Origin of the sequence: Pseudomonas sp. EGD-AK9, assembly GCF_000465935.2 — a bacterium.
Taxonomy (GTDB): Bacteria; Pseudomonadota; Gammaproteobacteria; order Pseudomonadales; family Pseudomonadaceae; genus Aquipseudomonas.
The window spans coordinates 1-8,095 of sequence record NZ_AVOF01000127.1; the positions used below are offsets into that span (position 1 = coordinate 1).

General features: G+C 68.7%; 6 protein-coding genes and 1 pseudogene. 2 read left to right on the forward strand and 5 right to left on the reverse strand.

The window, feature by feature from the left end:
- Positions 1–184, reverse strand: a pseudogene (locus tag N878_RS06965) (lipid kinase YegS); the annotation flags it as partial.
- A 177-nt stretch (positions 185–361) separates the two neighbouring features.
- Between N878_RS06965 and N878_RS06970 the strand changes: the two are divergent.
- Positions 362–1,060 (forward strand): pirin family protein, encoded by a 699-nt coding sequence (locus N878_RS06970; RefSeq protein ID WP_021442946.1) that lies wholly within the window; start codon positions 362–364, stop codon positions 1,058–1,060.
- 118 nt (positions 1,061–1,178) lie between these two features.
- Here N878_RS06970 and N878_RS06975 read toward each other — a convergent pair whose 3' ends face one another.
- The 3 genes from N878_RS06975 to N878_RS06985 form a co-directional block, all read right to left on the reverse strand.
- Positions 1,179–2,738 carry an FGGY-family carbohydrate kinase gene (locus N878_RS06975; protein WP_021442947.1) on the reverse strand — a complete coding sequence of 520 codons (1,560 nt, stop codon included), beginning with the start codon at positions 2,736–2,738 and terminating at the stop codon, positions 1,179–1,181.
- A gap of 117 nt (positions 2,739–2,855) precedes the next feature.
- Positions 2,856–4,427: a glycerol-3-phosphate dehydrogenase/oxidase gene (locus N878_RS06980; RefSeq protein ID WP_021442948.1), complete on the reverse strand. Its 1,572-nt coding sequence runs from the start codon at positions 4,425–4,427 to the stop codon at positions 2,856–2,858.
- A gap of 2 nt (positions 4,428–4,429) precedes the next feature.
- Positions 4,430–6,025, reverse strand: a complete 1,596-nt coding sequence (locus tag N878_RS06985) for an FAD-binding oxidoreductase (protein WP_031302851.1) — start codon at positions 6,023–6,025, stop codon at positions 4,430–4,432.
- Between the two features lie 138 nt (positions 6,026–6,163).
- Between N878_RS06985 and N878_RS06990 the strand changes: the two genes are divergently transcribed.
- Positions 6,164–7,198, forward strand: a complete 1,035-nt coding sequence (locus N878_RS06990) for an AraC family transcriptional regulator (RefSeq protein ID WP_021442950.1) — start codon at positions 6,164–6,166, stop codon at positions 7,196–7,198.
- A 130-nt stretch (positions 7,199–7,328) separates the two neighbouring features.
- On the opposite strand, the gene N878_RS06995 is transcribed toward N878_RS06990, so the two are convergent.
- Positions 7,329–8,000: a DNA-3-methyladenine glycosylase I gene (locus N878_RS06995; protein WP_021442951.1), complete on the reverse strand. Its 672-nt coding sequence runs from the start codon at positions 7,998–8,000 to the stop codon at positions 7,329–7,331.
- Positions 8,001–8,095 lie beyond the last annotated feature (95 nt).

The following is an 8,095-nucleotide window of genomic DNA, read 5'->3' on the forward strand; positions in this document are numbered from 1 at the left end:
CGATCAGAGTCGGATAGCCGGCCGCCAGCCCCTCGGCGACCAGGCGCTCGCCATCGCCGCCCTCCCAGGTCAGGCGCACCGCCAGGTCCCAGCCCTGCTCGCGCAGATCGGCCACCGCCGCCCTCACCTCCTCGTTCAACGCCTGCTTGCCATGCAGGATCAACCAGGCCTTGCGCTCGCGCATCGCAGTCCTCCTTGAAAGGGATCGGCAACAGCCTACTGGCTGCTTGCCCGACAAAAACATCTAATAAATAGATATCTATACCGCAGTATTTGCGCTTTTAAATCGATCAATTCAAATAGATCATGTCGCCATCGACGTTGCACGGGACTAGGCCCGGGCACTACCGGAGGATTTGCCATGATCGAAGTACGCCCCTTTGCACAGCTCGGCGCCGCCCAGCACGGCTGGCTGAATGCCCGTCACCACTTCTCCTTCGCCGAGTACCACGACCCCGCACGGATGAACTGGGGCCGCCTGCGGGTGTGGAACGACGACGAGATCGCCCCGCAGTCGGGCTTCCCGCCGCACCCGCACCGCGACATGGAGATCATCACCTACGTGCGCCAGGGTGCGATCACCCATCAGGACAACCTGGGCAACCAGGGCCGTACCGAGGCCGGCGACGTGCAGGTGATGAGCGCCGGCACCGGCATCGCCCACAGCGAGTACAACCTGGAGGACGAGACCACCAAGATCTTCCAGATCTGGATCCAGCCGAACCAGGCCGGGCTGCCGCCGTCCTGGGGGGCCAAGCCGTTCCCCAAAGGCGACCGCTCTGGAGCCTTCGTCACCCTGGCCAGCGGCTACGAGGAAGATGCCGACGCCCTGCGCATCCGTACCGATGCGCGCCTGGTGGCGGCCACGATCAAGGCCGGAGAAAGCGCCGAGTACAGCCTGCAGCCGGGTCGCAAGGCCTATCTGGTGGGCGCCAGCGGCGCCTTCAGGGTCAACGGCGTGGCGGCCCAGGCACGTGACGGCGTGGCCATCGCCGATGAAACGCTGATCCGCGTCGAGGCCCAGGAAGACAGCGAAATCGTGCTGGTGGATGTCGCCTGATGCCAAACCAATCGCCCTCCGCTTAGGTGGGCGATCTTTTTTGTAGGAGCCAGCTTGCTGGCGATCATCTATTAACGGCATCGCTAGCAAGCGGGCTGCTACGACACCTTCCGCAAGCTCACGCCGGATAGCCGGTGATCTTGCGAATGCGCTGGTACAGCGGCTTGAGCTGACGGTACATGCGCTGGTAGACCTGCCCGTAGAGCTGGTCGTAGGTGTGCTGCGCGGCCGGGTTGGGCTGGAACACCTGGCCAACGCGGGTCATGGCGGCGATGGCGCTCGGGTAATCCGGGTGCAGGCCCAGGCCCACCGCGCAATTGATCGCCGCGCCCAGGCCGCTGGTCTCGTACAGGTGCGGGCGCTCGGCCGGCAGGCCGAAGATATCGGCGGTCAGCTGCATCGCCGCATCGCTCTGCGAACCGCCGCCGGACACGCGCAGGCGCTCGATGCGGGTGCCGGCGCGTTTCTCGATGCGCTCCTTGCCCTGGCGCAGGGCGTAGGCCAATCCTTCCAGAATCGCCCGGTACAGGTGCGCGCGGGTGTGCACGTCGCCAAAGCCGATGATCGAGCCCTTGGCCTCCAGCCCCGGCTCGCGGATGCCCGGCGTCCAGTAGGGTTGCAGCATCAGGCCCATGGAGCCGGGCGGCACGGCGTTGACCAGCTCGTCGAACAGCGCCTCGGGCGGCACGCCGAGGGCCTCGGCGCGCTGCATCTCGCGCAGGCCGAACTCGCGCTTGAACCAGCTGACCATCCAGAAGCCGCGGTAGATCATCACCTCGGTGTTGAAGTGATCCGGCAGCGCCGCCGGGTACGGCGGGATCAGCGGGATGGTTTCCAGGTAACGGCGGCGCGTGGTGTTGATGGTCGCCGTGGTGCCGTAGGACAGGCAGGCGGTGCCGGCGTCCAGCGCGCCGGATCCCAGCACTTCGCAGGCCTTGTCGGCGCCGGCGGCGATCAGCGGCAGGCCCTCGGGAATGCCGGTATGCAGGCTGGCGGAGGCGCTGATACTGCCCAGGCGCTCGCCCGGCTTGACCAGCTCCGGCAGTTGCTCGCGGCGCACGGCCAGCGCCTGCCATTTCCAGTCGCCCGGCGCGGCCCAGCGCAGGCGCTTGTAGTCGAACGGCAAGTAGGCCACGCAGCTGCTGGTGGAATCGACGAAGCGGCCGCACAGGCGCTGGGTGAGAAACCCGGACAGCAGCAGCACCTTGTGCGTGCGATCCGCGATGTCCGGCTGGTGCTGGGCGACCCAGTTGACCTCGGCCTGGGCGCGGAAGTGATCCACCGCCTCCTCGGCGCGCGCCAGCTTGAACAGCCAGCCCCAGGGACCCTTGATCCGCCCCTGCACCTCGGCGCGGCGCTGGTCGAGCCAGAGTATCGCCGGGCGCAGCGGTGCGCCCTGCTCATCGACATGGATGATGCTGCCGCGCTGGGTGGTGACGGCGACGCCGCGGATCAGACCGCGGTCGATATCCACCTGCTGCCACAGCAGCCGGCAGGCCTCGCCGAGGCTGGCCCAGTAGTATTCCGGGTCCTGCTCGGCCCAGCCCGGCTGGCTGGAGAAATAGGGATCGAGCTCCACCTTACCCTTGGCCAGCAGGTTGCCCTGGGTATCGAACAGCAACACACGCACGCTCTGGGTGCCGTTGTCGATGCTCAGCAGGTAGCTTGGTTCGCTCAAGGTGTGATCCTTCTCGTTATACCTGTGGTTGCGCACATGGACCTGTATATCGGGGAATGTTCGGTGCGCATGGCCTAGGCGGCCCCGCGACACCCTGCGGGCCGGCGGTGATCCGGGTCATGGCAGGCTATAGCAGCGCCGCCACAGCGCCAGGTAGTCCGTCTCTTCCTGCTGCCAGCGCGCATCGTTCCAGCCCAGGCGCGGCTGGCACAGCGTGCGGATACGCGGCAGTTCGGCGCGCCCACCGCCCGCCAGCAGCAGGCCCAGGCGGGTACGGCGCAACAGCAGGTCGTCCAGGTGCAGCACCAGCTCGCCCTCGGCGGCCCAGGCCAGTTCGGCCCAGAGGGTGTCGGTGGCGCCGACGCGGTCGCCGCCGATCTCGTCGATCAGGCGCAGCACCTCGCCCAGCTGGCGACCATGGCGACCGGCCAGGCGGCGCTGCTGCGCCGGGCTCAGGCCGGGCATGGGCGGGATCGACAACGGACGAAACACCGCCGTGCCGCGATCCTCCACCGGTTTGCCGACGAAGGCCGCACAGGCGCGCAGCACCTCCAGCGCCAGCAGGCGAAAGGTGGTCAGCTTGCCGCCGGCCAGGGTCACGCTGCCCGGCTCGATCCACAGCGCATGCTCGCGCTTCTCGTCGGAGGGCTTGAGCCCGGCGCTGCCATCGCCCACCACCGGGCGCACGCCGGCCCAGGTCGACAGCACATCGCCGCGCGTCACCTCGGCGCTCGGGAACTGCTGGGCGCAGGCGGCCAGCAGGTAGTCGACCTCCTCCATGCTGATGGCGGCCTCGGCATCCAGGTCGCCGGCATGATCCAGATCGGTGGTGCCGATCACCGTCGCGCCCTCCCAGGGGAAGACGAACACCGGCCGGCCATCGGCCGCGTGCATAAAGCTGAAGGCATGTGCCACCGGCAGGCGCCAGCTCGGCAGCAGCAGATGGCTGCCGCGCAGCGGACGGATGCGGCCATTGCCCGGCTGGCGCAGGCGGTCGGCCCAGGCACCGGTGGCCTGGGCCACGGCGCGGCTGCGCAGGCGGTAGCGGTTGCCCGTCTCGATATCCTCGGCGAGCACACCGACCACCTGGCCCGCCTCGCGCAGCAGCTCGACCACGCGCATGCCATTGAGTGCCTCGCCGCCTTCGCCACGCGCCTCGCCCAGCACGCGCTGCACCAGGCGCGCGTCGTCGGTCACCGCATCGAAGAAGCGCGTGCCGCCGAGCAGGCCGTCCTCGCGGATGCCCGGCGCCAGGTAGCGCAGCTGCTGCAGCGGGTAGAACAGATGATTGCGCTTGCCGGCCAGGGCGTCGTACAGGCTGAGCAGGCCACCGAAGACCTTGGGCCCGGGAAAACCGCCGCGGTAGTGCGGCATGACGAAGCTCAGCGGCTCGACCAGCCCCGGCGCCTCGCCGAGCAGGCGTTGGCGTTCGCGCACCGAGTCGCGGGTCAGCCCCAGCTGGCCCTTGGCGACGTAGCGCAGGCCGCCATGGACCATCTTCGACGAGCGGCTGGAGGTGCCCCAGGCGAAGTCGCGCTGCTCGAGCAACAGGCAGCGCCAGCCGCGCCGCGCCGCCTCACGGAGGATGCCGGCGCCGCAGATGCCGCCGCCGATCACCAGCAAGTCCCAGTCACGCGCGGCCAGCTCGGGCAGGGCGCGCTCGCGCCAGGCGGCGTTCCACTGCTGCATGTTCAATCCTGCAGCAGCACGCCGGGAGCCAGGCGCTGCTCCGGGTCGAAATGCGTGGCCAGGCTGCGCAGCGTGGCCATGCCCAGCTCGCCCTTCTCCGCCGCCAGGTAGGGCGCGTGGTCGCGACCGACGCCATGCTGATGGCTGATGGTGCCGCGGTTCGCGGCGATGGTGCGGCTGGCCGCCGCCTTCAGGCGCTGCCAGCGCGCCATGGCCTCGGCGTAATCGGCGCCGGGGCGGAACACGTAGCTGGTGTAGATGCTCGATCCTTCGCCGTAGACGTGCGACAGGTGGGTGAACACGTGCACCCGCTCGCCCTCGCCGGCCAGTTCGTCGCGCAGGCTGGCTTCCACCTGGTTCAGCAGCTTGTCGACGTTCGACCAGTCGGTGGCGGTTTCCAGGGTGTCCACCAGGTAGCCACGCTCCCACAGGCCGTGGCGCAGATAGGGGAAGCGGAAGCGGTTGTGCTCCCATTTCTTGCCCAGCAGGGTACCGGTGAACACCCCGCCGAAGCCTTTCAGCAGGCGCCGCGCCTGCTTCAGCGAGGCGGCGTTCTGCAGGCGGTTGCCGGTGAGACCGAAGGTCAGCATGCATTTGCCGTCGCGCGCACCGCGCAGCGCCAGGTACTTTTCCAGCCAGGCGATCTGCCGCGGGTGGCCGGCCAGGGCCAGCTGGGTGCGGGTTTCGATGGCGTTGGACAAGCGCAGCATGGACAGCGGCACGCGCGCCTGGGCCAGGCTGCGGATGGCGCTCAGCGCCTGCTGCCAGTCGGGCAGGAACACGGCGTAGAAGCGCTCCTGCTCGGCCAGGCGGCTGATGCGCACGCGCACCTCGGAGATCACCCCGAAGCGCCCTTCCGAGCCCAGCACCAGCTCGCGCAGGTCGGGGCCCGCCGCCGACGCCGGGAAGGTGGGAATCTCCAATGTGCCGGCGAAGGTCTCCAGCTTGCCGCCGGCGAACAGCTGCTCGATACGCCCGTAGCGCAGCGACTGCTGACCGCTGGAGCGGCTGGCGACCCAGCCGCCGAGGGTCGACAGCTCCCAGGACTGCGGGAAGTGGCCCAAGGTGTAGCCGCGCGCGCGCAGCTGGCTCTCCACCTGCGGGCCGTTGGCGCCGGGGCCGAAGGTGGCGACCAGGCTGTCCTCGTCGATCTCCAGCAGGCGCGTCATGCGCTCCAGCGACAGGGTCAGCACCGGCCGCCCACCGGCCTGCGGGTTGATATGCCCGGCCACCGAGGTGCCGCCGCCATAGGGGATCAGGGTGACGTCATGCTGCTGCGCCCAGGCCAGCAGCTCGCGGATCTGCGCGGCGCTTTCCGGGCAGGCGACGCCATCGGGGAACAGGCCGAACTCGCCGGAGCGCATGGCCAGCCAGTCCGGCAGGCTCTGGCCGCGGGCATGGCGCACGCGCACCTCGGCATCCTGGCTGATCAGCGGGTGCGGGGCCAGGCGCGAGGCCGGCACGCGGGCCAACACCTCCTGCAGGCTGGCGTCGGCCAGACGCTGACCGGGGCCGATCAGCTCGGCGAGAAAGGCCTCGCCATGGGCCGGCAATTCCACCTCGGTGGCTTCGTCACCCCAACCGTTCCAACGTCGCATCGCATCCCCCATTCCGATCGGCACTTATGGCTGCCTATACTAGCCAGCCGCCGCCGGCCGTCACTGTCGGATCGGGCCAGGGCCTGTCGCCAATCAAGCCAGGCGCCGCGCCCGCTTCCCCCAGAACAAGAAGAAACCATGGAAAACCTCGGCTACACCTCGGTTCCCGCCCTGCTCAAGTACCTGCGCCAGGCCGAACAGCTCGGTCTGGATGTCGACCGCGCCCTGGCGGCCGCCGGTGTCCAGGCGCAGGATCTGGCCGACAACGGCAAGCGGATTCCCAGCGAGGTGCACGAACGCCTGCTGGCGCATCTGCTGGAGGTCTCCGGCGACCCGCTGTTCGGCCTGCATTCGGCGCGTTTCGTCCAGCCCGGTTCCTGGAGCGTGCTCGGCTATATCGCCATGAACTGCGCCACCCTCGGCGAGGCCATGGGCCGCATCGTGCCCTACGAGAAACTGGTCGGCGACATGGGCACCAGCCGCCTGGAAATGGCCGCCGACCATGTGCGGCTGATCTGGAGCTGCCGCCACCAGGCGCCGCAGGTGCGCCGGCATATGGTGGAGAACGTGCTCGCCTCCTGGCTGCTGTACGCGCGCTGGATCGCCGACTCCGAGCATTCGCCGCGCGAGGTCTGGTTCGAACATGCGCAACCGGCCGGCACCGAACTCGGCGAGTACCAGAGCCTGTTCGGCTGCCCGGTATTGTTCGAACAACCCTGCAACGCCCTGCTGGTGCCGCTGGACTACCTGGCCGTGCCGCTGCGCCAGGCCGATGCCAACCTGCTGCGCACCCTGGAGGAACACGCCCTGGCGCTGATGGCCGGGCTGGACGACGACGAGCCGCTGCCGCGGCGGGTGAAGAACGCCCTGCGCCTGCTGCTCAAGGACGGCCTGCCGCGCAAGGAACGGGTGGCGGAGAAGTTCGACATGACCGTGCGTACCCTGCAGCGTCACCTGCAGCAGGCCGGCACCAGCTACCAGCAGATCCTCGACGAGCTGCGCCAGGAGCTGGCCGAGCACTACCTGCTGCGCAGCGACCTGGCGATCCAGGATATCGCCTGCTACCTGGGCTTCACCGAATCACGCTCGTTCCACCGCAGCTTCAAGGGCTGGACCGGGCAGACGCCGGGGGAGTTTCGCGAGGCCAGGCGCCGCGAAGGTCTGCTCCCGTAGCCCGGATGAAATCCGGAAACCCTTGCGCCAGCCGCCCCCGGATTGCATCCGGGCTACAGGTTCGCATGCCCCGTGGGAGGGGCTTTAGCCGCGCCAGATAGTCGCCGCTAAAACGCCTCCCGCAGGTGCCTCAATGATTGACCGTATGCGCCAGCATCACCGACAGCTGGCACAGCGGCCGGCCGCTCTCGGCGTGCCACTGGTTGAAGGCGGCCTGCACCGCGGCCAGCTCCTTCTGGCTGGTCGGCGCCTTGTCGACAATGCCCTGGGCCTTGAGCGCCGCGACCATGTCGTCGCTGGGGATGAAGGTATCCTTGCCGACCATGCGCAGAAAGCGCGGCGCCGACATGCCGCCGAGCTGACTGCCGTGCTTGGCCAGGTACTTCCACAGACCGACGATATCGGTCACCGGCCAGTCGGCGATCAGGGCGCCGAAACTGCCTTTCTCGCGGCGCACGTCGAGGATGAACTGGGCATTGCGCGGCACGCTTTTCAGCTTGCCCAGGTGACGGATCAGCCGCGCGTCCTGCATCAGGTTCTCCAGGCGTTCACCGCCCATCAGCACCACCTTCTCCGGATCGAAGCCGAAGAACACTTCCTCGAACGCCGGCCACTTGGCGTCCACCAGGCTGTGCTTGAGGCCGGCGCGGAAGATACGCAGGCTGATCAACGACAGGTAGCGGTCATCGCTCAGCGCACGCAGCTCGGCGTCGCTGCGCGGCTGAGGCAGCAGCGCTTCCAGCGCCCGGGCCGAGCCGAAGCGGTTGAGGCAGTATTCGTGCAGCCATTTGTAGTCACGCATGGAGGGGTCGCGCCGTCAGTGGAACAAGCTGCAAAGGGTGCCCGTACAGCCCCCGGTGCGGCAAGTGCCATGTCTGCCATAGCAGCGCGCTGGCG

Bases quoted from the DNA above. Each gene is read 5' to 3' on its own strand.
- N878_RS06970 (WP_021442946.1), top strand. From the start codon at position 362: ATGATCGAAGTACGCCCCTTTGCACAGCTCGGCGCCGCCCAGCACGGC.
- N878_RS06980 (WP_021442948.1), bottom strand. From the start codon at position 4,427: ATGCAGCAGTGGAACGCCGCCTGGCGCGAGCGCGCCCTGCCCGAGCTG.
- N878_RS06985 (WP_031302851.1), bottom strand. From the start codon at position 6,025: ATGCGACGTTGGAACGGTTGGGGTGACGAAGCCACCGAGGTGGAATTG.
- N878_RS06990 (WP_021442950.1), top strand. From the start codon at position 6,164: ATGGAAAACCTCGGCTACACCTCGGTTCCCGCCCTGCTCAAGTACCTG.
- N878_RS06995 (WP_021442951.1), bottom strand. From the start codon at position 8,000: ATGCGTGACTACAAATGGCTGCACGAATACTGCCTCAACCGCTTCGGC.